General features: G+C 66.4%; 17 protein-coding genes and 2 pseudogenes. 9 read left to right on the forward strand and 10 right to left on the reverse strand.

All coding sequences use genetic code 11. From position 1 onward, the window contains the following. Positions 1–115 precede the first annotated feature (115 nt). Positions 116–448 carry a hypothetical protein gene (locus tag ACQPY0_RS40560; protein WP_432973487.1) on the forward strand — a complete coding sequence of 111 codons (333 nt, stop codon included), beginning with the start codon at positions 116–118 and terminating at the stop codon, positions 446–448. On the opposite strand, the pseudogene ACQPY0_RS40565 reads toward ACQPY0_RS40560, so the two are convergent. Then, positions 445–1,755 (reverse strand): annotated as a pseudogene (locus tag ACQPY0_RS40565) (ISL3 family transposase). The gene ACQPY0_RS40560 and the pseudogene ACQPY0_RS40565 overlap by 4 nt on opposite strands. A gap of 18 nt (positions 1,756–1,773) precedes the next feature. Between ACQPY0_RS40565 and ACQPY0_RS40570 the strand changes: the two are divergent. Both ACQPY0_RS40570 and ACQPY0_RS40575 read left to right on the forward strand, forming a co-directional pair. Then, positions 1,774–2,664: a hypothetical protein gene (locus tag ACQPY0_RS40570; protein WP_432973489.1), complete on the forward strand. Its 891-nt coding sequence runs from the start codon at positions 1,774–1,776 to the stop codon at positions 2,662–2,664. 59 nt (positions 2,665–2,723) lie between these two features. Beyond that, positions 2,724–2,979 (forward strand): annotated as a pseudogene (locus ACQPY0_RS40575) (transposase); the annotation flags it as partial. 78 nt (positions 2,980–3,057) lie between these two features. On the opposite strand, the gene ACQPY0_RS40580 reads toward ACQPY0_RS40575, so the two are convergent. From ACQPY0_RS40580 to ACQPY0_RS40595, 4 genes are all read right to left on the reverse strand, one after another. After that, a complete protein-coding gene (locus ACQPY0_RS40580) occupies positions 3,058–3,189 on the reverse strand; it encodes a hypothetical protein (RefSeq protein ID WP_432973491.1) in 132 nt (43 codons plus the stop codon). Between the two features lie 122 nt (positions 3,190–3,311). Beyond that, positions 3,312–4,403 carry a DUF5677 domain-containing protein gene (locus ACQPY0_RS40585; RefSeq protein WP_432973493.1) on the reverse strand — a complete coding sequence of 364 codons (1,092 nt, stop codon included), beginning with the start codon at positions 4,401–4,403 and terminating at the stop codon, positions 3,312–3,314. Between the two features lie 506 nt (positions 4,404–4,909). Beyond that, the gene (locus tag ACQPY0_RS40590) at positions 4,910–5,227 is read right to left on the reverse strand and encodes a hypothetical protein (protein WP_432973495.1); all 318 of its coding nucleotides are present in this window, start codon (positions 5,225–5,227) and stop codon (positions 4,910–4,912) included. A gap of 220 nt (positions 5,228–5,447) precedes the next feature. Continuing rightward, positions 5,448–5,654: a DDE-type integrase/transposase/recombinase gene (locus tag ACQPY0_RS40595; protein WP_432973497.1), complete on the reverse strand. Its 207-nt coding sequence runs from the start codon at positions 5,652–5,654 to the stop codon at positions 5,448–5,450. Positions 5,655–5,809: 155 nt separating this feature from the next. Between ACQPY0_RS40595 and ACQPY0_RS40600 the strand changes: the two genes are divergently transcribed. From ACQPY0_RS40600 to ACQPY0_RS40615, 4 genes are read left to right on the forward strand one after another with little or no spacing between them, the layout of a single operon-like run. Then, entirely contained in the window at positions 5,810–7,066 is a 1,257-nt protein-coding gene (locus ACQPY0_RS40600) for a DUF6361 family protein (protein WP_432973499.1), read from the forward strand. 11 nt (positions 7,067–7,077) lie between these two features. Beyond that, positions 7,078–8,889, forward strand: coding sequence for a phospholipase D family protein (locus tag ACQPY0_RS40605; RefSeq protein WP_432973501.1), 1,812 nt, complete (start codon positions 7,078–7,080; stop codon positions 8,887–8,889). Beyond that, on the forward strand, positions 8,886–12,107 hold the full coding sequence (locus tag ACQPY0_RS40610) for a helicase-related protein (RefSeq protein WP_432973503.1): 3,222 nt from the start codon (positions 8,886–8,888) through the stop codon (positions 12,105–12,107). Before ACQPY0_RS40605 ends, ACQPY0_RS40610 begins: the two co-directional genes overlap by 4 nt. A 56-nt stretch (positions 12,108–12,163) precedes the next feature. Beyond that, positions 12,164–12,286 carry a hypothetical protein gene (locus ACQPY0_RS40615; protein WP_432973505.1) on the forward strand — a complete coding sequence of 41 codons (123 nt, stop codon included), beginning with the start codon at positions 12,164–12,166 and terminating at the stop codon, positions 12,284–12,286. A 367-nt stretch (positions 12,287–12,653) separates the two neighbouring features. Here the strand turns inward: ACQPY0_RS40615 and ACQPY0_RS40620 are convergent, their stop codons facing one another. Next, the gene (locus ACQPY0_RS40620) at positions 12,654–14,123 is read right to left on the reverse strand and encodes a restriction endonuclease (RefSeq protein ID WP_432973507.1); all 1,470 of its coding nucleotides are present in this window, start codon (positions 14,121–14,123) and stop codon (positions 12,654–12,656) included. A gap of 756 nt (positions 14,124–14,879) precedes the next feature. After that, entirely contained in the window at positions 14,880–15,038 is a 159-nt protein-coding gene (locus tag ACQPY0_RS40625; protein WP_432973509.1) for a hypothetical protein, read from the reverse strand. A gap of 416 nt (positions 15,039–15,454) precedes the next feature. Here ACQPY0_RS40625 and ACQPY0_RS40630 point away from each other — a divergent pair, with 416 nt between their 5' ends. Both ACQPY0_RS40630 and ACQPY0_RS40635 read left to right on the forward strand, forming a co-directional pair. After that, positions 15,455–17,500 (forward strand): NACHT domain-containing protein, encoded by a 2,046-nt coding sequence (locus ACQPY0_RS40630; RefSeq protein ID WP_432973511.1) that lies wholly within the window; start codon positions 15,455–15,457, stop codon positions 17,498–17,500. After that, a complete protein-coding gene (locus ACQPY0_RS40635) occupies positions 17,454–17,954 on the forward strand; it encodes a hypothetical protein (RefSeq protein ID WP_432973513.1) in 501 nt (166 codons plus the stop codon). Before ACQPY0_RS40630 ends, ACQPY0_RS40635 begins: the two co-directional genes overlap by 47 nt. Positions 17,955–18,051: 97 nt before the next feature. Here the strand turns inward: ACQPY0_RS40635 and ACQPY0_RS40640 are convergent, their stop codons facing one another. The 3 genes from ACQPY0_RS40640 to ACQPY0_RS40650 form a co-directional block, all read right to left on the reverse strand. Next, on the reverse strand, positions 18,052–19,038 hold the full coding sequence (locus ACQPY0_RS40640; RefSeq protein ID WP_432973515.1) for a hypothetical protein: 987 nt from the start codon (positions 19,036–19,038) through the stop codon (positions 18,052–18,054). A 493-nt stretch (positions 19,039–19,531) separates the two neighbouring features. Then, positions 19,532–20,731: a response regulator transcription factor gene (locus tag ACQPY0_RS40645; protein WP_432973517.1), complete on the reverse strand. Its 1,200-nt coding sequence runs from the start codon at positions 20,729–20,731 to the stop codon at positions 19,532–19,534. After that, entirely contained in the window at positions 20,728–23,763 is a 3,036-nt protein-coding gene (locus ACQPY0_RS40650) for an ATP-binding protein (protein WP_432973519.1), read from the reverse strand. The genes ACQPY0_RS40645 and ACQPY0_RS40650 overlap by 4 nt, the downstream gene beginning before the upstream one ends. Positions 23,764–24,066 lie beyond the last annotated feature (303 nt).

A 24,066-nucleotide genomic window follows, 5' to 3' on the forward strand; every position in this document is an offset into this window, starting at 1 on the left:
CAACCCTGCACGGCGTCTTCCTTCCACAGGGTCCCTTCCCGGATTCGTTCGGAGAAACGGTTGCCGGATATGCCCAAACAACGAGCGGCGTATCGACTGTTCGGCGGCGGCACAGATGGAACGCAAGTGCTTCAATGGCGTCCGTGGCGGCCACGAGCAAGATTCGCGTTCAGAAATGGGATGGCTGATGTGGACATGGGATGAACTCAGTGCCAGCCCGGAGGTCGACCGGCTCGCGGTGGTGACTGCCCGCGTCGGCGATCTCGCGGCCGCGGCGAATCTCGACATGGCGGGCCGGACGGTGCTGACTGACGCCGGGTTCGTCGACCGTCTTCGGAGCCGTATCGGTGCGACCGCGACGCTGACGGTCATCGGGCAGGTGTCCGTCGGCAAGTCGTCGTTCGTCAACTCGTTGTTCGGTCGGCATTTGCTGGCTCTTCGAAGTTAGCGGGGGTCGAGATGCCCGCGGGCTTTGCGGGTGGTGGCGGTTCGGGTTCGTAGGCGCTGGTTGACGGGGTTTCGGAAGCCGTAGGCGTCGCGGGCGACGGTCTTGATGACCCGGTTGGTGCCCTCGGACCCGGCGTTGGTGATCCCGGTGTGCAGGAACGCCAGGATTTCCGGCCACCACGTCTGGACGGTCGTGGCCAGGCGTTCCAGTTCGGGAAGGCCGGCGTCGGCGCAGCGGCGGTAGAACCGGTAAGCAGGTCGCGGACCTGTTCGCGGTCCGGGTGGGTGCGGGCGGTGGCGAGCAGGTCGAGGAGGTCTTCCTTGGCGTGCCACGCGGCGGTGATCGGTGCGCCGATCGCTGTGGGCAGGGCGGCGAGTTCGTCGAGGAGGGCGTCGACGTGTTCGCCACGCATCCGGGCGGCGCAGCGGGTGAGCCGGTTGCGTAGTTCCCACTCGCGGTTGCCTTTGCGTCCGCGCCGGCCCCGATGGCGCACGGTGACGCGGCGGCGGACCTCGGTGAGGGTCTGGTTCGCCAGCTGGACCAGGTGGAAATGGTCCACGATCAGGGTGGCCTGCGGCAGGGCCCGGCGGACCGCGGACTTGAAGATCGTGCACATGTCGATCGCGACGAACGCCACCGCGTCGCGCCAGGCCTGGTCGCGGCCGTCGAGCCAGTCGATGACCGTCTGGGCGGTGCGGCCTTCGACCTGTCCGAGCAGGCCCTGCCGGCCGGACAGGTCGACGAACCCGACGTGCCAGCGATCCACCGTGGTCTGCCAGACGCCGGTGGCTTCGTCGAGGACCCATCTCGACCGGCCTCGGCGGGGCTCGTCGATACCCAGCACCTGCACCGGCTCGGGCTGGGCTGGCAGCACCGCCCGGGCGTGGTCGGTGAACGCCGCCGCGACGACCGGCCAGGACACCGCATGGTCGCGGGCCGCCTGGACCACGGTGCGCCCGGCATCGGCGACCGCGGCTCCGGCCGAGGCCCGTAGCCGGCTGGTCAGCCGCTTGCGTGGTGGCACGGCCGGCACCGACTCGGTGAACGTGCGCCGTCGGCACGCCGGCTCGTCGCAGCGCCAGCGGCGTTTGGTCCACACCAGTTGTGGTCGGCGGCCGCCGATCGGCAGGTCACGCGGCCGGGTCAACCGGCGGCCTTGGACCGCCGTGCCCGGTGCCGCAGTCCGGGCAGTGTCGTGCCTGCTCATCGGCGGTGACCAGGTGCACCACCGGCACGTCGGGGTCGCTGGCGACCCCGACCACGGCCAGGCCGTCAAGGCCCAGCAGCCGCGTCGTATCGTTAACCACGCCCGTAGCTCTTCTGTTGTGATCATCTTGCCTACGGTCATCGAGACCAGTGCCATCTACGTTGCGACGCGCATTCCTGATCGGTCGCCGGCACTGCGGTCCGCGTTCGCCGAGGTGTTGCTGCCCCGAGTCGCGCTCGCCGACATCGACGCCGGGCGCCGCGAGTTTGTCCGCTCACCGGGCTCGTTCTACACCGTTGCCTATGACGCGGCAAACGACGTACTGGTACGCCACGAGCCGACGTCGGCCGAACATCAACAGCTCCGCCAATGCGCGATCGCTCTCGATGAGCCGGCTCGCGACCTGACGATCGTGGATCTTGCTGCGGCTTCCGCCCCGGCCGACGCGGGGCTCTGGTACGCGCCAATTGCGGTAGCCGAACAGCGCAGCCTGCCGTTGTGGAGCGATAACATCGCGATCCGGGCATTTGCCGCCGCCCAAGATGTCGAGGCCTTCGGAACCTTCGCGCTCATCACCGCGCTGATCGACGCCGAGCTAAGTGTGGACGCGTTGCGCCAGGATGCCCTCATTCTGGCAGGCACCAACGTGGTCGACCTTGTCCTGACGCCACAGGAACTCTGCGATCTCGCAGAATCGCGAGGATGGGCTGCTCGTTCGGTCGCGCTGTACTCCAGCCGAGCAGACGCATGGACGAACCCAGCGGAGGCGACCGAGACACTACTGACGATCCTCTCCCACGTCGCTCGCGAGGCACGGGAAAGCCTTCTCACATGGGTGCAGGCCGCACGCGTCGGTCTATCGGTCGGCCGTGCGGCAGGCGACGCGAGTCAGTTTGCGCGGAACCTGGTCGAGGTGATCGCTGATCGGATCGACGCAGATGCAGCGACGGGGAGTGCCCTCAACGACACTGCCGCCCGCACGTGCCCCCTTCCGCGGGACTGTGGTTAGCAAGTCGGTGTTTCCGGCCTGACCTACCGGGCGTCATGCCTGGTGAGGAGGGTGCCGTGATGACCGCGACCCTGGATGATGTGACCGCGCGGAAGAGGAACCCTGAGCCTTCAGCTGAGGAGCGGGCCGCAGCGGAGCTGGTTCGGTTGGCCAAAGGAGCAGGGTTATCGCTGACTGGGCCGGGACGGGCTGCTCAAGCACCTGACGAAGACGGTATCGGAGACCGCGCTCAACGAGGAGATGATCGAGCACCTTGGCCACGAAAGTCACGATCCGGCGGGCGTCGGAGCCCGGGACGTCCGGAACGGAACCCGGTGTTCCGCGCACTCTTGTCGACGCCGAGCGACAGCACCTGGCGGCGTGACCGCGGTGAGAGGCCGAGGGTCCAGCGGGTCAGTGGCGTGGCGCGTACATGATGACGGCGACGCCGATGAGGCAGATGACGGCGCCGGTGATGTCGACGGCGCCCTCGACCATGAACTTCGCCGCGTTCGCCCATATGACGGTCGTCGGTGCGAGTGCCACGGGCGACTGATGCAGAGATCACGGGACAATTGCCAGCATTCTGTGGTTCACCACCGACGGACGGCCTGGCCCGCGTGACCGTTGCCGGCGAGCGCATGCGCATTACACGCCCGCCGCGTCGGCTACAGTCGGCTGGCGATGCGCTCGAACGCTAGGCCCGCGTGGTCGACGAGTTCATGCATGCACATCAACATCATGAGGTACTCGGGATCCTCACCGACGTCGGCAAGTCCACCCAACGCAGCGGTGCACTGCAGCAGGCTAATCAGAGCACTCGTGCCGACTTCGGAAACATCGTGTTCGTCGTGAGCGCCGATGCGGATGGTCTGACCCACGGGTAGAAGCTGGATGCTGCGCTCGGCTGCGAAGGGTCCAGCATGGACGTGGTGGTTGGACTCCCGGTACAGCGGACGCCAGCGTTCCAGACCCGCGAGCCGTTCCAGCTCGACAAACTGAACGTCGCGTTCCGCGGCGAACAACGGAGCCGCCCACCGGTTCCGCTTGCGGAAGCTATCTCCGTACTTGCGAAGCATGTCCTGGTATTGCTGCTCGGCTTCGGCGACGACTGGCGCGAGAATCGGCGCGTAGCCCAGCGCGGCCGCATGCAACTGATGCTGCTCGATGTCGCCCCAGCGTTCCACAATGGCGTAGTCGACGTAGCGCTGCGCGAGGTCGAGCTGCTGGTGGTCAACGACCAGGTTCAAGACGACCGACAGCTCATGGATGGTTCTCCGTCGAGCAGCCGCCCCGTCAGCGAGGCCCGACCGCATGAGGCACAGCACCTCCGCCGCTGTGGTGCACGCTCGTGCATGCAGCACAAAAGCGACCTCGGCCGTCACGTCGGACGAATTATCGTTGTCCTCGACGTAGGCGTTGTACACCCTAGCGTTGATCTCGGCGGCGACCTGTGCGACGGCTTCGTATGTCGACAGAGCGGTTCCCCATAGCTCGTCGATGCGCTCGGCGAGCGCCGCACGCTCTCGCGCGCGGTCAGCGATGAGATCGGCCTTCCTGCGATGCAGCGAGGTCGTCATGATGCCGGCGAAGGTCGGCAACGATTCGACGAACGCGGTGGTCGCCACGCGAACCGCTTCCTCCTGCGCCAGCCCACGCTCGAGGGCGTTCTCAGCGAGATCCATGAGAAGCCGAAACGCAACGCCATCGGGTCTTTGCCGGTCGTCGTCAAGCGCCTGTGTCCCGTCCACGGCGGACATCGCCCTTCTGTTTGCAGGAACCTGAGATCGATGCTCGCGACAGTTCAAGCAGGACGCAACACCTTTACGGCGACGGTGATCGCCTCGGCGCTGGCGGCGGGCCTCGCTCGACCAGCAGCGCGGCGCCGCGGCTCTCGTCCGGAGCTGGCCACGGCCAGTCGGTGGGTGTCGCCAGCGCTCGTACGCGGTATAGGAGGGGCGGCAAGACCTAGGCCCGCTTCGCGGATCGGACCTTTGACCGACCTTGACCCTTACCAGCGCTCGCCCGCACCGAGCCAGGAACGGTATAAACGGTCACAACCAGTACTTATCAACAAGTTGGCACGGTCCCACTCCTTGAGGGGTGACAGATCCTGCCGGGATGCTGGCCCAGCGTCTTGCCCGCCGAAAGGCGGATGCTTACCGGCCTGGCGCCTCACACAATATCTCTTGTGAGAGAGCGTGGACCAAGGGATGTACAAGCGTCGTCAGCGGCCCCTGAGGACGTCTTGATCTCGCTCCTGGTGTCAGTGGACGTGTCCATCCGCGCCGCCGACTTCTCCCAGGCACTTGATTTGCTTGAGCAAGGCGCACGTGCTGCTGTTGCCTACCCCGGTCGTCATGTGCGGAAACAGATGAACGACCTCATCGAGGTGCAACGCCACCGCGTGAAAATGGCGCAGGATGCCGACGAGCGTGAGCGACAGAAGCAGGCTTTGAAGGCGGCTGCGACTAGAAGGCGCGAAGAGGCGCGGCGCTCCGCGCATTGCGTGAATTGCGGAATAAGCGGAGAAGGCGCGGTGCTGACTGACAAGTCCGGCCGTTTTCGTTGTTCCGAGTGCCATGCGAAGTGGGCAACCGCAACATGCGTCCGTTGTGGAAAATCATTCCGCCGCAGGCTTGTGGAGCCGCAGAGCCGTTTGTGCGACTTGTGTCGCGATGGCTCTGCCTCGACGTCGGTACGGGCTGCCAGCGCCGGCTTGCCTACACTCGGTAAGCGAGGTTGAGGTTGAAACTGCATGGTTGGCACGCGGGGGTGGTCCGCGACAAGCGTTGGCCGGAGCTTTACAAAGCCGTGCTCCTGGCGGTCATGCGCAGTCTGAACAGGCGGACGCCGCCCGGCTCAGCCCCCCGAAGCCTGCTGTGATCGGGCTCGATCGGATTGTTGGCGTACTGCTCGACGTGGTGCCACGCGGACGGGATCAGCTCGTCGAACACGCCCGGGTACATCGCAGCACCGTCGATGACGACCTCGATGGGCGTCAGCTTCAATGTCGACAAGGCCCGGCGGGCGAGATGCGCGGGCCGCAGCGCCGTCGCGGCGGGCTGAGCATGGCGACCAAACGCTGTAGTTTAGGGAACTCTCGCGCCCTTGGCGTCTGTTGCGTGACGTCTTGGAAGCTCGCTCCCGATTGACCGAGGTGTAGATGACATACCGGGGCGTATCCACCATCGGCTGGCTGGACACCGACGACCAGCAGACGCGACAGGTGCGGGCGGCGATCGCAGGTTTGGACGACAAGGAGGCACTAGACCCGCTCGGGCTCGGTGGGATCCGGGATGCCTTCGCCGAACGGCTCTTCCCCGGGACTTCGACGATCCAGACGCGACTGCGATACTTCCTGTTCGTGCCGTGGATTCTTCAGGATCTGGAGGTTGCCCGGCCTGACAGACGACGATTCGAGCACCAGTTGCGCAGTCGGGAGTTGCGGCTCATCGAGTCGCTGCGTAACTCGGAAGGCCGCGGGGTGGGCGTCATCGGATACCGCGCCCGCCAGCGGGTGTCCCGTCTTCCCTCGTCGATCTACTGGTACGGGCTCGGCTCATGGGGGATCCGCCGTGACGCCCGGCTAAGCCTCAGCCAGTACCGTGATGCCCTCACTCGGCGCGGCACTGTTTCCGCACGTGATCGGGACCCTGAGCTGGCGGTTGCGCCCCAGCTCATGTGGGACCCGGGCCTGCCGGACGCCCCACCTGGATTCCCTGACGAAGGCGTTGACCTGCAGGTCACCCGCAAGGAGGCTCAATATCTCCAGGACCGGATGGCGCAGACCAGACTTGACCTGACTGGCGGCGAGGAACAACCATCTCTTCTGGCGATCATCGCTCTTGACCCTGACCGCTGGCTGCAGGCATGGGCGCCATGGGAAGGTCCGATACTCGGCCTTCCTCAGTCGGTGGGTGACCTTCTGCGACACGGGCAGCTCTTCTCCCTTGTCACTTTCGGCGCTCAGCTGCTCTACAACGTGCTGCTCTGCGCGGAGGCCGAGCGGCGGTGCGGTGTCGACAGCGACGATCTCGCGACATGGTTACACGACCAACTCGCCGACTGGGTGACGGCGATGACGGCATCCAAGGGTGAACTCGCTGATTGGTGGTCCCAGCCGAACGAGTTCTGGGATGTGGTGCCGATGGCCGGCGCCCGGGTCCGGCCGGTCACCCAACGGTTCCTCCATCAGTGGATCACCTCGGCGATCCGCAGTCCTCGCGACGCGACGACGAACCGTAGCCTCGCTGCCGCGCTGGTGGCGCAAGAGCAGTCCCTCAAGGGCCGCTACGCACGGCTGAGTGACATGTCCGCTCTGCAGTCTTGGCGTGGCGAGCCGTTGGGCGCGGCACGGCAGACGTATCGCTGGCCGACCGTCCGCCGTCTTCTGGCCGATCTACGTGACGGCCTGGCGTAGGAAGGTTCGAAATGCTTGCACCTGACCAGCGGCTTACCCTCCTCGACAGTCTGCGCCCGCCACCCGGCTTCACACTCGACGTCGCCGTCGGAACGACGTACACGCTGAACCTGTCGGCCCTCCTGGTGGTGCCGACCGCGTACGCGCTGTTCGCCATTGGCGACAGCGACGGCGGCGACGAGTCCAAGCCGACCCCGATCGGTCTGCTCGACGCGCTGCGCCGTACCGCCGGTCGCGTCACTGTGTTCTGCGATGCCGCGCAGATCGCGCCGCCGGTGCTCGCCCGCCGGACTCTGCTCGGCTTCGTCGAGGACGCGGTCGTGCCGGTACGGGCGCCCGGCGGTGGTGTCTTCCATCCGAAGCTCTGGGCGCTGCGCTACGTCGACAGCGACGGCTCGTACGCCTATCGGCTCCTGATCGGCACCCGGAACCTGACGTTCGATCGATCCTGGGACACGATGACTGTGCTCGACAGCGACCCCGAGGGGCAGCCGATCGCCGGGGTCGGCGACTTTCTCCGTGCTTTACCGGGCATGGCGCTGGTGGGCCCTCCCCCGGCTGGTGTCGTCGCCGTCTCGACACTGGCGTCTGAGCTCGACCGGGCACGATTCACGCTGCCCGACGGATTCACCAAGGCAACGCTGCATTCGTTCGGGATGCACGCCTCACCATGGCCGTTTCCTGACCGGTGCGACCGCCTCCTGGTCGTCTCCCCCTTTCTCAGCGCACAGACGCTAGACCGGATGCCGGAGGCACGGCTGCGACGAGTCCTCGTGTCGCGTCCGGAGGCGCTGTCCGGCGCCGGCCAGGCCACCGCGCCGTACACCTGCTTCACCCTCAACCCTGTGGTCCTCGATCAGGACATCGACACCTCGGCCGGCAGCGTCGGCGACCCGGGTCGTGTTCTCAACGGGTTGCACGTCAAGCTGTATGTCATCGACGCCGACCGCGGCACGACATGGTGGACGGGCAGCGCCAACGCCACCGAGCCGGCGTTCTCCCGCAACGTCGAGGTGCTGCTGGAAATGGCGGGCTCTCCTGGTCGCCACGGGGTCAACGCGCTGCTCCGCCAGACAGGCGACGACGATTCCGCCGGCAAGTCGTTTCGTGACCTGCTGCTGGAGTGGATGCCGCCGGAGGGCGAGGACACGACTCCACCGGAGGTCGACGTGCTCGACCACATCCGACGGGCTGTGGCCGACGTGCCGTTCACCGCAGTGGTGGCCGAGCGCGAATCGGACGAGTACGAGGTCACCTACACCTCCGACGATCCACTGTTCTTGCCTGCCGATGTCGAGATCCGCTGCTGGCCGGTCACCGTTGCCAAACCCGACCGCCCGGCAGTTTCGCGCGACGACGGTCGGCTGGAGTGCCGGTACCCCGCAACGGTGCGTACCTTGACCCCGTTCCTGGCGGTCGAACTGACTGTCGGCGACTGCCGCACCGTGTTCGCGGTGCGCTGCCATCTGGTCGACTCACCCGCCAACCGGCAGCAACGCATCCTGGCCGAAATGCTCGGTGACAACGAGCGGCTGCTGCGGTACCTCATCGCCCTCCTCACCGACGAAGAGCTGCTGATCAGCGGCGAGGACATCGAGCGCGCCGTCAGCCAGGACTGGTCAGACACCGGATACGACCGGATGCCGCTGACGGAACTGATGGTCCGAGCGGCCGCACGCGAGCCGGCGCAACTCGCCGAGGTCGCCGAGCTTCTGACCGCGATGCGCGAGGCAGGTCAGCAACCGCTGCCGCCCGAGCTCACGGCGCTGTGGGACGCGGTCTGGCAAGTCGCGCAGGAGCAACGCAACAGAGGCGCACGGTGATCGATCCGAAGACCGAGCTCGCGATGCTCAAGGACTTCCAGCGTGCTACCGCTGTCTACACCTTTCGCCGCATGTACATGGACAAGGACGCAACGACACGGTTCCTTGTCGCCGACGAGGTCGGCCTGGGCAAGACCTTGGTCGCTCGCGCGGTGATCGCGCAAGCGGTAGCCCATCTGCACCGTCGTGGCGACCGCCGCATCGACATCGTGTACGTCTGCTCCAACAGCGCGATTGCCGAACAGAACGCCCGCAAGCTCGCGCCGAGTGGTCTCGAGGTGAAGACCGGTGGCCGCCTATCCCTACTGCCCGGCCAGCAGGGGCACCTCAAGCACGGAGTGAACATCGTCGCCCTCACCCCCACCACGTCCCTGCAGCACCGCACGGGTCTCGGACAGCTCCGAGAACGGGCACTCGCGCACCGGTTCCTATCCCTCGCGTGGGGATCTGACCTGGTCGAGGACGTCGGGACCTACCGGGTCTTCGCCGGCGAGATCGGCGGCAAAGACGGCAAGCTCACTGATCTCCGGCAGCGGTTCGCCACCGAGCTCAACCGGCGCAACCTGGCGGTGGCCCACGGCACCAAGGGCCTGTTCACGGCCGAGCTGAAGGCGGTGGACCGCCGCTTCCGCGCGGAGACGGACGAGTCCCTCCAGCAATGCCTGGAGTGGCTCGCCGCCCAGTACCGGAAAGGCCACGCCAGGCGAGCCCCGGAGACCGCTGTCGTGCGCAAGATGTTCGTCGGCAACATCCGCCATGCGCTCGCGGCGACCGGCGCGGCGCTCCTGCGGCCGAGCCTCGTCATCTTCGATGAGTTCCAGCGCTTCGCCGATCTGCTGCACGATACGGACACCGACACGCGAGTGCTCGTCGAACGCCTCATCGAGGGGCACGCCCGCGGCAACATGGAGGCCACCCGGACGCTCTTGCTGTCCGCGACGCCGTACCGCATGCATACCACGGACGTCGAGCGAGCCAGCGGAGAAGAAGAGCACTACCGGGACCTGCTCAGAACCATAGAATTCCTCACCGGCGAGCCCGGCGCGCCCGGCCTCACCGCGGACCTGCGGCGCCTCCGACAGTGTTTGACGCGGATCCCGTCCGACGGCCCCGAACCGGCACGGGAAGCCGCCGCCGAGATATCTGCGCGGCTACGCAAGGTGATGGTTCGCACCGAACGGCTAGCGAGCACTGACGACCGGAACGGCATGCTGGCAACGGCGACCGGCGCCGTCACCGCGCCGTCGGCACAGGACATCCGCGCGTTCGTGGCGGCAGCGCGCCTCGCCGCGGACGCCGCCCATGATAGTGCGGCGCACGACCATGCGCTGGTCGAGCTGTGGAAGTCGACGCCGTACCTGCTCAGCTTCCTCGGCCAGGAAAACTACAAGGTCAAGCGGAACGTCGTCGAGGCGCTGGAAGATCCAGCGCGCGCAGCCCGGCTGACTCGGCAGCTCCCGGCCAACCCCGCCGCACTGCGCTGGAAGGACATCGATCGCTACCGTCAGGTCGACGTCGGCAACGCCCGGCTCCGCCGCCTGCTCGCCGACATCGCCAGGCCAGCCGCGCACCGGCTGCTGTGGGTACCGCCCGCCGCGCCGTACTACGAGCCGTCCGGCGACTTCGCCCCCGCCGAGGCCCGGGCGCTGACCAAACGCCTCGTCTTCTCCGCCTGGAACGCCGCGCCAACAGCGATCAGTGCCCTCACCAGTTACGAGGTGGAGCGCCAAACCGTCGGCAGCAACGACGCGATGCGGTACGGCGCGGACGCGAACCGCCGCGCTCCCCGACCGCTGCGCTTCGCCGTACAAGACGGCAAGCCCACCACTATGACCTCATACCTGGTACTGCACCCGAGCGTTGCGCTCGCCGACGCCTTCGACCCGCTCGCAATCGCTCACGAATTACGGGCGTCGGGCGTGAGCGCCACCTCGGACGCGGTGCTCGCCGCAGTCGCCGACCGACTGCGCCCTGCCGTCGACGCCATCACGTTCGGGTACCGGGAGGGGACGACGGACCCATCGTGGTACTGGCTCGCGCTGATGATGCTCGACTTGAAGCTCGACGAGCAGGAGGTACCTACTGCTTTCTGGCTTGATGGGCAGGACGCCGACCAATCGGAAGAGGACCGGCGGCTGTTCTGGCAGCACCTGGACTATGGGTTGAACGTCGCTGAGGACGCGACTCCTGCGGAGATCGGCGCACCACCGCCGGACCTCCTTCAGGTCCTGGCCGAGCTCGCTATGGGGTCGCCGGCGATCACTGCGATCCGCGCGATCCGACGGGTCATCCCGGACGCGGATCCGCTGGACGTGCTCCGGGCCGCCGCCGAGATCGCTTGGGCGTTCCGGTCGATGTTCAACGGCGCTGAAGCGACCGCGATCCTGCGCCGCGGCGACGACCAGACATTCTGGCGTGCCTGCCTGCGATACGGCGTGGACGGCAATCTGCAGGCCATGCTCGACGAGTACGTCCACGTCCTCGCCGAGTCCCAGCGCTACGACGCCGACAACATCCCAGACCTCTCCAAGCACATGGCCACCGCACTGACACTTCGCACTGCGAGCTACCACGTCGACGCCGTCGACGGCGGGCGTCTGGTAGGCCGGTCGATGCGCGGGCGCTACGCGACAAGGTTCGACCAAGGCCGCGACGAGGAGCAGGCCGCTGTCCGCACGGAACATGTCATGCAGGCCTTCAACTCCCCGTTCTGGCCGTTCGTCCTCGCCACTACCTCTATTGGCCAGGAGGGACTCGATTTTCACCTGTACTGTCACGCCGTCGTCCACTGGAATCTGCCACGGAACCCGGTCGATCTGGAACAGCGCGAAGGACGGGTACACCGGTACAAGAACCATGCGGTACGCAAGAACGTGGCCGCCCAATGCGGACTGCCGGTATCGACCGACGGCGACCCGTGGCAGGCGATGTTTGAGGAGGCGGCTCGGCTACGGCCATCCGGCGAGACCGAAATCATGCCGTACTGGGTCTTTCCAGGAGATGCACAAATCGAACGACACTTGTTTGTGCCACCGTACACCCGCGACGCCTCGAGCCTGTCCCGGCTGCTCGCGTCGACCGCGCTCTACCGGCTTGCATTTGGCCAGCCCCGACAGGAAGAGCTCATCGATGGGCTGATGCGGCAGCTGTCTGACGAACACCGCAAGACGTTGCGGGACATCCAGGTGGACCTACGGCCACCAGCGCTCGACGGATGAACCAAGCCTATGCTGCTCGGCCAGCGCATCGCCTAATGTCAATGTTATCCTTATCGTTGGTCGATTGGCGCGTCTATCTGCCACGCTCGTGGACCGCCCAGCCGCAGCGCTGCGCGGCCGCCGGCATCCCCGAGCACATCGAGTTCGTCACCGAGGCCGAACTGGGCCCCTGGATATGACTATGACTGCGGCGACAACGGCGCATTCCGGGCCGACGTGGCCGTGCTCGGGCTGGGCTGTATCGTGGCGGTCTCCCACGACCACCTGATCCCCATCGACAGCACCAGACTCGAGTGAACACCGACCGAATCGCCGCCCGAACTACCCGGCGATCCCTGACGCCGGCGCTTCGACACTGTCAACGTCATCCTCCGGCCGCTCAAAGCAACTTGAGTTGTTCGCGTCCAGAGGACTCCGCGCGGACGATTTCAAGATCCTCTATTTTGCATCCCCGCAGCGTCCCAGTGGCCGCAGCCCCATGGTCTCGCTTAGAAAATAGGTGGGCTCACGGGGGGCTGAGGACTCACCTGGAACGGCCATAGGGGACTACGCATCGGCAGTATGCAGTTGATCTTCTATCGCCTGCGCCCCGGCGGGCCCAGCCGTGATGGCAGAGCTGTCGACATAGCTCCAATTGGCCACGACTCTGATCGCCGGACCATCGGTGGTCCGGGCGTATTCAACCCGCTTGAGGTGGTAGCCGTACTGCCGTCCATCAAGTGGATGGTGTTCGCCGAGGTCGCAGACCAGGAGCTCGCAGTCATGGAATATGCTCAGATCGAGCGCCTCGTCGTCTTCGAGGTGATCGTGACCGGCGATGAATGGGTTATCGATCACCACTCCGGTGACCCAGCGACTAAATCCCATTCCTGTATCTGGCTCAGGCGCGGTCACCAGTGCTCTTATTCCACCAATGCCGATAGCTCGATGGCGCAGATGGATTCGCTGAACGGACTCCGCATCTCGTGGCCGCAGGTAGAGGTTCTCGTGTACGCCAAGCGTGTGGCATAGTTCGAGGAGCGGTCGCGTGTCCAGCGGGTGGCCTTGAAGCTGGAACGATATGTTGAGGTTCCACATCTGGCGTGAAGTAGATGCGGAAATCGTGGCGGCGATGGTGTAGAAGCCGCCGTCGCAAACGTCGGTGTAAAAGACCTCTTCGCTGTGGTGTGCGTCTTCGGTCTTCGCCCGCTCCTCCCATCTCTCCAGCTCGGCCACGAACTCGTGCGGTCCCCATCCATGCCAGTTGCGGCGGGACTGCTGGATACTCCAGCGGGCGTGGGATGTCACCCAGCCGAGGTTGGCCATGGTGTTGAGCAACTCGACGAGCTGTCCCGCGTGGTACGCCCGGGGCTGGATGTCGAGGGTGACTCCCACACCGGAGGCGGGAACCCAGTCGATGTCGGCAAGGTCGTGGGTGAACACGAATTGCCCAAAGTCGCCGGCGCAGTCTAGTGAACGTGTTTGCGTGCCGTCTGGCCAGAGCAGTTCGTATTCCGTCTCGGGTAGCCGGACAAGGCGTTCCGCGCGCCGCTCTGCTGGTTCGTCAAGCAGGACTTCGCCGTTGACGAGCAGGGCTTGGCGTTTGCGCCACAACAGGTCCGAAAGTGTGAAGAATCCAGTCGCAACCTGCTCCAGCTCGCGGCCCGACAGGAGAAGCATCGGCTGGGCACGGTTGGCCAAGACTTCGGCCAGCACCGGCTCGGTGAAACCTTGGTAGCTGAGCAAAATGCCGATGGCGTGCGTGTCAGCCCGTCGGAGCCGCGAGCGCAGGGAGTCGATATCGTCGATGTTAGCTTTATCGCTTCGCCATTTGCATTCGACGAGGAAGATGTCGGTGACTTTGATCGCGATGAGGTCGGTCTGTCGTGGCCGAGCCGCACCGGGGTTGAGCTGGACTCGGAAGTGATCGCGACGGAAGAGGTCCGCGGTGATGGCTTCCAGCTCTCGCCCCCGTCGCGCAGCGTCTGGCATCTCCTGCGCCGCCTGCAGCAATATACCCACGTCGTTGTCACGCATGCGAACTTCCCGTGTCGGCGGTAGACCCTGACCGCGCTGATCGCGGCCACGAATCCTACCGCCCGAGAGCTCGGCGGCCTGCTGCGCCGCACCGAACGGAACAACACCGCCTCGGCGACCGTCCCATCGAACGAGCCGGCGCTGGCGAGCACTGCGGCGTTGCGCCAGCGGCTCGCTACGGCACCCGAACCACGATCCGCGGAGGCGGAGGCGGCGCAGCACCGTCCACTGTGGCTCAGCACTGAAGCCGAGCGACTCCTTGGCCTCGCGCCCTGCCTGCCCCGACCGTTTGATCCAGTCGGCGCGTCTCGCTACGCCATCGGCATGCACACGCCTTTCCGTTGTGTGTGCTGGACTTCTAACCCGATCGCCCTTCGCCCGATCTTGGTGCGCTTTCACCAACATCACCTTCCGGCACGCGCGTCGGCAGGCACGCTGGCTGACCCGAGCAGGCGACCCACAGTCGGGTCTGTGTGCGTCCGGTCATCGGTTGGTGAGAACGATGACCGCCATGAAGCGCAGCGTCCCGGCCGTGAACGAACACATGATCGCCACGCGCATCCCTGCGCCGCTCCCCCGGTCCCTCCCAGCGCCACCGCCCCGCCCAGCCCACCGCCGCCTACCACACCCACGCCGCCGAACAGCCCGGACCTCGACATCGCCCGACTCGACCTATCCGGCCCGGATCTGCGCCTGCACCTTGCTGCACCGGCTCGGCTGGCACCCCGGCCTCCAGGTACGACTCGACGTCACCGATCAGACCATCAAGGTCACCTCCGCATCACCGGCCGCCACCTGGTCGGCGCCAGCCGCAAACTCGCCATCCCGATCGCCGCCCGGCCGCTGTGCGCCATCACGTCGGGTGAAGCCGTCGTCCTCGTCGCCGACCTCGGCCGTGATCTTCTCGTTGTCCACCCGGCGCGCGCCATGCCCGTCTGCTCGCGGCACTGTTCGAGCCGAACATGGCAGCTGACCAGACCGGCTCACATCAGCATGGGCGGCGCTCGCACAACTCGACGTCACCCTCGCCGACCTCCAGCACGACGCGCAGCCACCACGTCCCACCGTTGACGAGTACGTGCCGCAAGTCGTCGCCGCAGCGGGCCCGGCGCCCAACGCGCCTACGGCAGCTACTGGCAGCCCATAGTGGCAGTCTTGCGCGGCCGGCGAGTCGACACAGTCATGCCCAGCAAAATCCCGGCGATGCAACTGAGGGTCGCCGACAGCGCCCGGGCACTTGCGCCCCGAAGACGAGGCCGAGTATCAGCAGTCGGTCGTCGCCCAGCTCGAGCTTCCTGGCATGGGGACATGGATACAATTACCTTGGTGTCGTGGCTGAGCCGACGCGCGACACCGATGAGGCGCAGATCCGATTCTTTCTGGCCAAGCTGCGGGCTCAGAACGCCCACCATCTTTTTGAGGAGATCTGCCGACACTTCGCGCAGGCCAGGATCAGTCGTCGGATCATGCCCTCAACTGGGCCTGTGTCTGCGGGAGGCGACGGTGGCCGCGACTTCGAGACCTTCCGCTCATACATCGACGCGGCCGCAGACGAGGCCAGTGGGATCGCGGTGGGCGTCTGCACGTTGCAGGTCGACGACCTAGAAACAAAGATCAAAACTGATGTCGCAAAGGTGATCTCAGGCGGACCGGTCCACGCGATCTATGCGCTCTGCGAAGCTGATCTCGCGAAAGGACGCCAGCAGAAGCTTCAAGGCTGGGCCTGGTCGACGCACAACGTGCGGTTGGAGGTCATCGACGGCAATGCCTTGGCTACCCAGCTCGCCGCGCCCGACCTCCGCTGGATCGCCGAGCGCTTCTTACGGCTACCGCCAAAGTCGACCGCAAGGGAAGATCTCCGTCGCTTCCTCGACGCAACAATGCGGGCGGCCAAGACTCGTCCTCGAAGTTCCCGGTACCCCGCACCAGCTCAGGTCTACCAACCTCCCAGACTGTCAGAAGACGCTCGGAAGCCGACTGACGTCGACCACTCATCATTACCGCTCGAGACGGTTGGAGCGCTGCTGGAGCGGCATCAGCACCTCGTCGTGTACGCCGCGCCCGGCGTCGGCAAATCGAGCTTGCTGACGAACCTCATGACCGATGCCGTCACCGCATGGATGAACGCCAGTCCGGTCTCGTACCTGCCGGTCCGGATCCATGCCCGGCATCTGGCTGCGGGAAAGCCACTCGCGGAGGCAATCCGTGACGGTGCGGTCGCCGAGTTGAGCAGCAAGCTCGTCCACGGTGTACCTGCCTCCTTGTTCGGCACGGCGCCGGAGCCGGGCGGTCGATGGCTGGTGTTGGTGGACGGCTTGGACGAGATCCAAGAGATCGAGCGACGGAAGATCGCGATCGATGCGGTTGCCGATGGTCTCAATCATTGGCCGTGGCGGTTCGTCGTCGCCACCCGCCCGCTGCCAGATGACGATCTGGCTCCGCTCCAATCCGACTGCGGGTTCGCGACGCTGCTGCCGTTCGATAGTTCGACCGTTCTCCGCTTCGCCGTTAGGTGGTTCGAGCATTACGGCCTGCCGGATCCGGATCGCCTTGCCCATCAGGTGCTGGCCGTCGGTTCGTCGATCGTAGGACGACGTCATGGGCACCCGGCGCTGGTCACCGAGATGCTGTGCAACCTGATCTGCGAGAGCCCGCATCGGACACTCCCCCGGAATCTGGCGCTGTTGTACCGCGACTACGTCGAACTACTCCAGCGACCATCCGAGGACGGCGCATCCGGTCATCTACAAGAACTCCAGCAGTACGGTATTCCGCTGCTGTCGACGGCCGCTTACGCGTTACAGTGCGAGTATGGCGATACGCCCATTCTCGATCTAGCTCTTGCAGACGCGGCCGAGCGAGGTATCCGAGGCTTCACGCACGAACCGAGACGGTGGCGGCGAGCGGTTCACGACGCGCTGTACCGTACGGGCATCGTCACCGCCGGCCCGGACGGGCACTTTACCTTCGTCCACCAGACGATGCAGGAATATCTCGCCGCTTGGCGACTGGCCGAGGTGATGTCATCTGTTGATGCCAAGGACCGTGCGTCGATGGTCGCTCGTTTCACCGATGAAATCGCCTACAACTTCGAGATGCTACGATTTTTCGGCACTATCTGGCAGGACCAGGGTGAGGATCCCGATCCGCTGATAGCCGCTTTGCTTGGCGAGTACCCCGATGAGGACGTGCTGCGCCTGGTGCAGCGTTTCATCGCTGACGGGCTGCATGTTGGCAACACGACGGTCGCCATCCTTGTCGACGCTGTCAAGAACTGGCGCACCGGGAGTCCCGAGCGGCTTCTCGCAGCGTCCACCATCGCCCAGATCGATGCTGCGAGGTGTCAAGCTGTTACTCGCGCTATCCGTCGATCCTGACCAGGAAGATGCCGATCGGCTGACCGCGATACAAGAACTGTGCGCCGCTGGCCCCACTGCAGGCAACGCCATCAGAATGCTGATGCTGTTGACAGGCGGAGACGACCTCGGAACCCGTTACTACGTCGACATCAGCACACTGCTCACCACCATGCCACGAAGCGATCGACTTGACGCCGCCGGCCTGCATGCGCTGATCGACAACCAGTACCTTCCGGATTCGCTGCGTGCCCTCGCAGGGGGCACGCTGCTTGACTCCGGTGACCCGTTCGCCTATACGGCGGCCAAGTCGTCAATGCCGATCGAACGTCTCATCACCTCGCTCGGCGAACTGCTGGAACGGCGCCAACTTGAAGCCGAGAACATGCTTCGCCGACTGTCCACGGACGCCGAGCTGTCAGCTGGCACCAGAGCCCAAGCCCGCGAGGAGCTCGAGCTGTTCGGCGAGATTTAGGAAGATAAGGCAGCCAATAGATTGTCGACGAGCCCAAACACTGTCTGCTGCCACCGCGATCACGGCGGCGCAGACCGCTGGTGTACCGGTTCCGCCATCAACGAAGGGGAAACTTGGAATAAATAAAGCTCTTTGCGAACAGAAGCGCGTCCTTTGCCTGACTTTCGGACGGCTCTACACCCTGGTGTATGGCCCGGTTCCGCGGCTGTGCTATCTTTGTTTGGATGTCGTTTTGTGGCGGCAACGCTTCACCCAGCGCACGTAAAGCAATCGAGAGATTGACGATTTGACCATACTTGTCCTCAATGAGCTTTCTCTGACCGGCTGCAGCCGTCGCCAGACGATCATCGAGCAGCTTAATGAGGGACGTTTCAAACGCCGTAGCCGAATCAAGGATGCTCTGGCGGTATTCCTCTCGATTGAAGTACTTTAGGGCGCTAATTAGTTGCGCGTAATAGCCGGGCGGATACAAGCCGGAAGCACTGAGCCGCAGGACGCGCTTGAGGCTTGCCCTTGGGACGCCATCAGTGAGGACGACAGTAATGGCAACGGGTTGCCGTTCGATGACGCTCTTTATCCTTCTTTCTGTCTTCGACTTGTCCGCGGGTATAAAGAACGACTCTAGACTCTCCGCTTGCCGAACTTTGGATCCGTCGTTTGTCAGGTCCTCATACTCTAGGACTTCAAACCACTTCGCAAAGCTCTCCCTCCATGACACCAGGTGCTTCTTGGCCACTCGCGCTTCTGCGGCAGTCATCCTCCCCCTGGAGCGGACGACAAACTGGTTACATGTAAAGTTGCGTACTTCCTGACTGTTGTCATTCCATGAGTTCGCTCGGCCGAACGAATCGCGATCGCTCTCTCTGATGAGCCATTTCATGGTCAGCCGCGTTCCTTGGAATGTAGGCTTAGGGTGCCCAAACCCGCCCCTGTCTGAGAAATCAAAATAGGGGAAGCAAATCAGGAAATATTGCCCCTTGTACGAGAACCGCACCTCGGCTCCCACGCAATCGGCGTCAAAGGTGAAGCGCCTGTCGCGGAAGTTGATGAGTGATTCAAAGTAGCCGAGGGGCGGGTTACTCATACGGATATCATAACAGGAACAGGGTTTCAGCATCTCGCATCAAACACCACACGCCGCCCGGCTACAGAGAGATTGCAGGGTCGGAGCTGGCGCGGTGGTATGGCGGTAGAACCGGCAGCCTTCGCGTTCCGGTGGTTTCCCGCCGGTTGTCCCACTGCCGTGACCGTGGCCATGGTGCTCCGTTTCGAGCTCCCGCCGCATCGAACCGTGCATGCGGTTCTCCCGCGCACGACTCACCGACGCCGTTCACAGCCGGCATTCGACTTGTCCCGCCGCCAAGGCTTGAACGGCCTTGGCGGCACGACGGTTCCCAAACCTCAGGGTCAGCTCGTTGCTCGACTGGAAGGACAGCACCTGCCAGCCGAATGCGCGGCTCCGTTTTGTTCCGCTTGGCGACGCCCAACGCCAATCGCACCTTCGCGTAGTACCGACATCAGGGTTCGAGCGGTCTCGCCTCCGACACCCTCCGGGCCGCAGCCCTCAGCGCTACGACTTACGGAGCAGCCCAGAGCAGCACGGACGCCCACCTCCCCGCGGCGGTCACCGCCCCGCCGTCACCGTCGCCGGCCGAGTAGCGCAGTGGTGTATCGAGCGCCGGGCCGCCGGACGTGCGCTGGGCGCCGTCGAACAGCAGGCAACGCGCGGTCTCCGGACCGCCCGGCATCCGGACCGCCATCCACGGCGCTAGGGGAAGCGGCGGCCGGTCCGGGTGGGTCAGGACCGGCGCGTTGCTGACCAGCGGCAAGCTGGTGTTCAGCACGTCCGGGGCGGGGTGCCCCGCGCCGCGCGCCTTCAGCACCTCGACCGCGAACCGCTCGCCGTCGTAGGTCATCGACAGCGGGAGAGCGATCTCGGCCCGCCACGCGGACAGGGCCCGTTGCGCGAACCGGCGCAGGAGCGTGTCCAGGCCCTGGCCGTGGTCGGCGCCGTCCACGACGCGGCCGTGCGCGAAGCCGTTGCGCACGGCGACGAACTGCTGCAGCGCCTGCCGGCCGCCCCGGTCCGGGGCGAGGTACGACCACAGGCGCTTGAAGTCCGGCCCCGCGTTCGGCAGGTCGTCCAGCGCGACGCAGACGTTGAGCCAGGTTCCCATGCTCGGCGCGCCGAATTGCTGCGCGCGTACGCCGCGGAGGAGGGTCGGCGGCGTTCCGGCCAGCCCCACGACCGACGCGAACCGGAACACGGACTCCAGGGTGTGCAGCCCTTCGAGGAGCCGCTTCTCGGGATCAGTGGTGCGCACGTACCGGTCGAAGCGGTACGCCATCGGGGTGGGCAGCTGCCGCGCGGCCCGGTCCAGGGCGTCGGCCCGCTGGTCGCCGACGGCCAGGACGCAGCGCTCGACGAGCTCTGCGCCCGCGTTGTCCTTGTCCACCCAGTCGCGCGCGCCGAGCCGCACCGCCCGGGTAATCTGCTGCGCCGCGCCTTCGCCGGAGAGGGCAAGCGCGGGGATCCTCCAGCCGCCGCGCCGCAGCTCCTCCAGCAGCCAGAGTCCGCCCCAGTGGTCTGGTGGCATCTTCATGTCCACCAGGAGTAGGTCCACCGGCCGGTCGGCGACAGCGGCCAGCGCCGCCTCCCCATCGGGTACGAAGCGTAGGCGGGCGCCCGCCTTCTCCAGCGGCCTGCAGATCGATCGGGCCACGTCGGGCTGGTCGTCGGCGACGAGGACGAGCGTCCCGTCGAGGTGGTCGGTCACGGGTCCTCCGGCGTGACGGTGGGCGCGAGCGGCAGCGTGATGTGCCAGGTGGTACCGGCGGGCGTCGGGACGGCGGTGAGCCGCCCGCCGACGCGCCGGAGCAGCGATCTGACCCCCAGGAGGCCGAGCCCGTTGCCGCCTGGCTTGGTGCTACGCACGCGCCGGCCGGCGTCGAGCGCCTGCACCACCTCGGGCGGCAACCCCGGACCGTTGTCGTGCAGCTCGATCGTCGCCTCGTACCGGTCGGCCGTCCAGTCGAGCGAGATCGCGCCGCCGCCGGGCAATGCCTCGACCGCGTTGCGCATCAGGTTGTCCAGCACCGCGGTGAGCGTCCGGCCGTCGACCGCGACGTCGATTGCGCGGCCGGCCGGCGGTACCCGCAGCGCGACGTCGGCGGGAAGCCATCCGATGGCGGCCGTTCCGTACCGGCGCAGGTAGCTGCCGAGCTCCGTGCGGCCGTCGTCGATGGGCGCCGGCGCCAGGAGGGAGGCGGCCGCTCGGACGCTGAGCGCGATGACCTTGGCCGCCGTGAGGTGCCGCTCGCCAGCGAGCCGCTGCTCAAGGCGCGCAACAGGATCGTTGGACAGGTCCGCGACGGCGTGCCTGGCCGCCGTCATCTGGTTCTTGAGATCGTGCAGGAGGTCCGCGATCCCGGCCCGGTACGGCTCGGCCTTCGGCCGGGTCGCGGCGAGGACGGCGGCCAGGATGGGCCCTGGCGCCGATTCCGGGGCAGCCCGGGTGACGGTCATTTCGATGCCGTCGTGCACCGGTGCCAGCATCACCATTGGGGTGACCTCGGACCACAGCTCGCACACCCGCTCGACCTTGGCCGGGTGTGGGCGGGGTCCGTCGACGAGGCGGACCAGGATGCGAACCGGGTCGCCGTGCGCCAGCGACACCGCCGCGGTGGCCTTCCGACCGAGCACGGTCGCGACGGCCGCGTCGAGCACCGCCCGCTCCCGCCCGTCGACGACGGTGCCGGACATCTCCGCGGCGAGCAGGCGGCCGCGGTACAGCAGGCGCCACTCGTCGGCGGCCTCACCCAGGTCGCCGCCCGGATCGTCCGCGCCGAGGCAGCGGTAGACGTTGCACAGCTGGATCAGCTCGTTGACGTGGCTCGGCTTGACGCCCGTCGGGCGCGCGATCTGCTCGATGGTGTGCAGCGCCTCCGTGAGCCGCGCGTCGAGCGCCTCGCCCGACCGGAAGTCGCGTTCGAGTACGGCGCGGAAGAGCTCCTCGAGCCGTGGCTGGCTGCCGCCCATGGGTTCCGGACTCCGAAGCGCCGCGTCCGCGTTGCGTGCCCAGCGCGTCAACCGCTCCAGGGAGGCGGCAAGGTGGGTGCCGAACAAGCGGAACCGGCTCCAGGTCGTCGCCGCGACCGGGGTGTCGACCAGCACGGCGGCCTGGTGGGCGAGCAGGAAGTCTGCGAGCGTGCGGTCGTCGGCGAAACTGTCCCGGAGCCGGTCCGGGAAGTCGGGCTCGGCGAGGAGGTCGAGAACGCCGAGGATCACGCCGGAGGCGTCGTGCTTTGAGCGCCCCTTCGAGGTGGCCGATGGCCCCTGCAGGATGGTCTGGGCGCCGAGCACGTCGCTGATGAGCGTGGTGGTGGTGACGTAGGTCGTGGCGTGATCTGGGCCCGAGACGTGGTACTCGCGCTCCACCCGCAGGCGCAGGGCGTTGGTGTGCTGCTCCAGGATTGTCGTCGGATCAGCGTCGTGCGGGGCGGCCGGGACCATCTCCGCGAGGACGGCGTCCCATTTCGCCGGCCAGACCTGCGCAAGGCTGCGCGGGTAGCCGGTGCCGACGAAGACTGCGCCGATCATCGCCTGGAAGGCGGTGGCGGCCATCTCCGGCGAGATGCCGACGGCCGCCTGCCCGGTGCCAAGCAGTAGGCCGGGGCCGATGCCCGTCCGGTCGAACAGTACCGCGTATCCGTCGTTGTCGAGGTTGCGGAACGTGTACTCGGCGGGCGGCTCGGCGACGACGTGCCGGACCGACACCAGTGCGTGCTCGTACATCGCGACGCAGGAGCCTACGAACGCCAGCGCGGTGTTGTCCCGTTGGTCGGCCGCCTGCAGCTCCGTGCGGTGTTCGAAGGCCCAGGACGAGTGGACGAACGCCTGGGACACGAGGCCAGCCGTGCCGTGCGGCAGCCCGAAGAGCTGCAGCAAGCGGCGGACCTGGGCGGTATGCGGCCACCCGGCGGCACTGGCGATGCCGGTCAGCATCTTCGGCGCCGTCCGCGTCGGGGGAGCCTTCGGCGCGGCGAGCAGCGCCTCCGGCATGTGCCGCCGAAGATAGTCCAGGTAGGCAGCCTGAAGCGCCGACTTCTTGCCCGGTGCGCCACCGCTGCCGCTGCGCCCCCGCGGGTCCGTGACCCGCGCACGATACCCGGAGTTGTGATCGGCCCCCTGGGGCTCGACCGTTGTCGTCAGGCCGTTCATGCCGAACCTCGCGTCCAGAAACGACTTCGGGTCGCGGGCGGCCGGGCTGACATCCCGGCCGTCCATCGCCATGACGTCGCGCAGCAGGTCCGCCGCGACGTCCAAGCGGCCAGCCAGGCAGAGTACCGCGATCAGCTGCCGGCAGAGGTCGGCCGGGACCTTCGCCGGGACCTGGCCACCGACGAGGCTCTGCCCGAGCGCCGCCGACCGCAGCAGCCACGGCTGCGTGGCCGTCCAGCCGGGCAGATTGCTCACGATGTTCGAGACGGCTTCGCTGAGCGCGCCAGCGGACGCGCCGGGGATCCGGCGGTAGGACTCGACCCCGGCCTGGCGGCGGACGAACGTCTGGCCGAGTCCCCGAAGGCCGTCCAGCAGGCCGGCCGTCACCCCGGGCAGGTCGGCGGTGTGCTCGTGGAGATGGCTCCGGTGGCTGAGTGCCACGCCGATAGCGCCAGCAAGCTCCGCGCTGGGCGCGGACAGGCCGATGCCGCGCAGGTGCTCCAGCGCCGGCGCGATCCGGTCGCCCGGGTCCCGCTGGTCCGCGAGCACGCCGAGCGCGTCATTTCGTCCGGTCACCGCTGCGCTCATGCCGCCGTCCACGACACGGCACGGTACACGGCAGAAAGGACCGCAGCCGTGCAAGGTGCCGCTACGCCCCGAAACCGCACGGCTCCGCGTACCGCACGTGGCGTAGACCGAGACCATCAACACGTGCGTCGATCCCGCTATGCGGATCGTCCGCTCAGTTCCGAGTTGAACCGTTGTACCGGGCTGGCTACGCTATCCGCATGCACACACGTTTTCGGCGTGTGTGCTGGGTGTGGGGGTTCAATTCCCCCCTTCGACACCAACCCATAGCATCCCTGCGTTGTTTGACGCAGCCGTGTTCGA

Origin of the sequence: Dactylosporangium sp. CA-233914 (genome assembly GCF_050942935.1) — a bacterium.
Classification (GTDB): domain Bacteria; phylum Actinomycetota; class Actinomycetes; order Mycobacteriales; family Micromonosporaceae; genus Dactylosporangium.

What these genes read in the sequence shown, in the direction of transcription:
- ACQPY0_RS40650 (WP_432973519.1), bottom strand. Translation starts at nt 23,763, where the DNA reads ATGAGCGCAGCGGTGACCGGACGAAATGACGCGCTCGGCGTGCTCGCG.
- ACQPY0_RS40600 (WP_432973499.1), top strand. Translation starts at nt 5,810, where the DNA reads ATGACATACCGGGGCGTATCCACCATCGGCTGGCTGGACACCGACGAC.
- ACQPY0_RS40640 (WP_432973515.1), bottom strand. Translation starts at nt 19,038, where the DNA reads ATGAGTAACCCGCCCCTCGGCTACTTTGAATCACTCATCAACTTCCGC.
- ACQPY0_RS40620 (WP_432973507.1), bottom strand. Translation starts at nt 14,123, where the DNA reads ATGCGTGACAACGACGTGGGTATATTGCTGCAGGCGGCGCAGGAGATG.
- ACQPY0_RS40590 (WP_432973495.1), bottom strand. Translation starts at nt 5,227, where the DNA reads ATGGCACTCGGAACAACGAAAACGGCCGGACTTGTCAGTCAGCACCGC.
- ACQPY0_RS40585 (WP_432973493.1), bottom strand. Translation starts at nt 4,403, where the DNA reads ATGTCCGCCGTGGACGGGACACAGGCGCTTGACGACGACCGGCAAAGA.
- ACQPY0_RS40560 (WP_432973487.1), top strand. Translation starts at nt 116, where the DNA reads ATGGAACGCAAGTGCTTCAATGGCGTCCGTGGCGGCCACGAGCAAGAT.
- ACQPY0_RS40635 (WP_432973513.1), top strand. Translation starts at nt 17,454, where the DNA reads ATGCTGCGAGGTGTCAAGCTGTTACTCGCGCTATCCGTCGATCCTGAC.
- ACQPY0_RS40605 (WP_432973501.1), top strand. Translation starts at nt 7,078, where the DNA reads ATGCTTGCACCTGACCAGCGGCTTACCCTCCTCGACAGTCTGCGCCCG.